2 protein-coding genes are annotated in these 1,185 nt (G+C 62.3%); one reads left to right on the plus strand and one right to left on the minus strand.

Features of this window, described 5'->3' with window-relative positions; genetic code table 11:
* Positions 1 to 712: DUF5677 domain-containing protein (locus ASG00_RS08155; RefSeq protein ID WP_082483153.1), on the plus strand; the 712-nt coding region annotated here is incomplete at its 5' end.
* Here the strand turns inward: ASG00_RS08155 and ASG00_RS08160 are convergent.
* The coding region (locus ASG00_RS08160) for a hypothetical protein (RefSeq protein ID WP_162238371.1) at positions 709 to 1,185 on the minus strand (477 nt) is incomplete at its 5' end. The genes ASG00_RS08155 and ASG00_RS08160 overlap by 4 nt on opposite strands.

Consider the following 1,185-nt stretch of genomic DNA (forward strand, 5'->3'; position numbering starts at 1 on the left):
CCCCGTCGCGGTCACGACGCCGCGGGCCCGAAAGACCACCACCCCGCGGGACTCCAGGCACGAGAGCGTCACCTACCGTGCCGATGTTGGTGTGGATAGGGCGCTGGCGATCCTTGCGCACGCCCATCACGCTGTGCGCTGTGCTCGCGCGATTCTCGCACTCCACCCTGATTTCTCGGGCATAGAGACGTCGCCGCTATGCCGTCTGCTGGTCGAGTGCGCCGTCACAGCGGCATGGCTGCTGATCACCCCGGGATCCGGTGTGGCGATGGTGCGTGATGGAGCGAAGCAGCGGGTCAAGGCGCTGAGTGAACTCGCTCTAACGGGCCGCGACGTCAGTGAGTTGCTGGCGCAAGCCGACAACGTAATCAAGCAGCTATCTGCCAGCGAGGGGCCGCGAGCGTTTGTATTCGAGCAGCGCTGTCTGGCGTTGAAGGACGGCAGAAACTGGTACATCACGTACCGGGCACTGTCTGAGCAATCTCACAGTGGCATCACGATCTCTGACTTCTATTCCAGCGTGGACCCCTCCAGTCCGATCGGGGTCGCGTTCAATCCGTCCGCGAGCAACGAAACGCATGGCGCGAATCTAGGTCTAGCGGCATGCGCTCTCGTCCTGGCGATCGACTCGGAGGAGAAGGCGCGCGCCAAGCCGCGCCGATCGGCTGAACTTAAGCGGATTGTTCGAACGCTAGGTCTCGATGGCTCCTAATGAAGACCACTCGTGATCTGGATCACGTCGGCGGCTGCGCCAAGGGTGCCCGCGGCTAGTCGGGTACCGAATGATGCGTATGGGATCACCTTCCGGGCGACCGTGCGAATGCGTTCGGCGAGTTTCGCGCTCTCCTTGTCGTCTCCGAGCGAATCCGCCAGCATCGTGAGGACACCCAGTAGTTCGTGCACCCTACGAAGTAGATCGACACTGCCGAAGGCTTCAGATTCGCGGTACACCGCACGGCACGACGCGATGAGTTCGAAGATGTAGCGGCGTTCCGGTTCCCGCATCGAAATCTCGCCGGAGTTCAGAATCGAGTCGAGTTCGTCGAGCGCGTCCATGCTCGCGCTTCGCGTCGGCGCTGCGAGGGGGACTGCAAGCTCGGTCGAATCAATGAGGTCACCAGTCGCGTAGAGCATGTCGATCAGCTCTTGGCTGAAGAGCGGCAGTTCCGCCTGTCCGGCCATCTC

The organism is Microbacterium sp. Leaf351, from assembly GCF_001423825.1.
Classification (GTDB): domain Bacteria; phylum Actinomycetota; class Actinomycetes; order Actinomycetales; family Microbacteriaceae; genus Microbacterium; species Microbacterium ginsengisoli.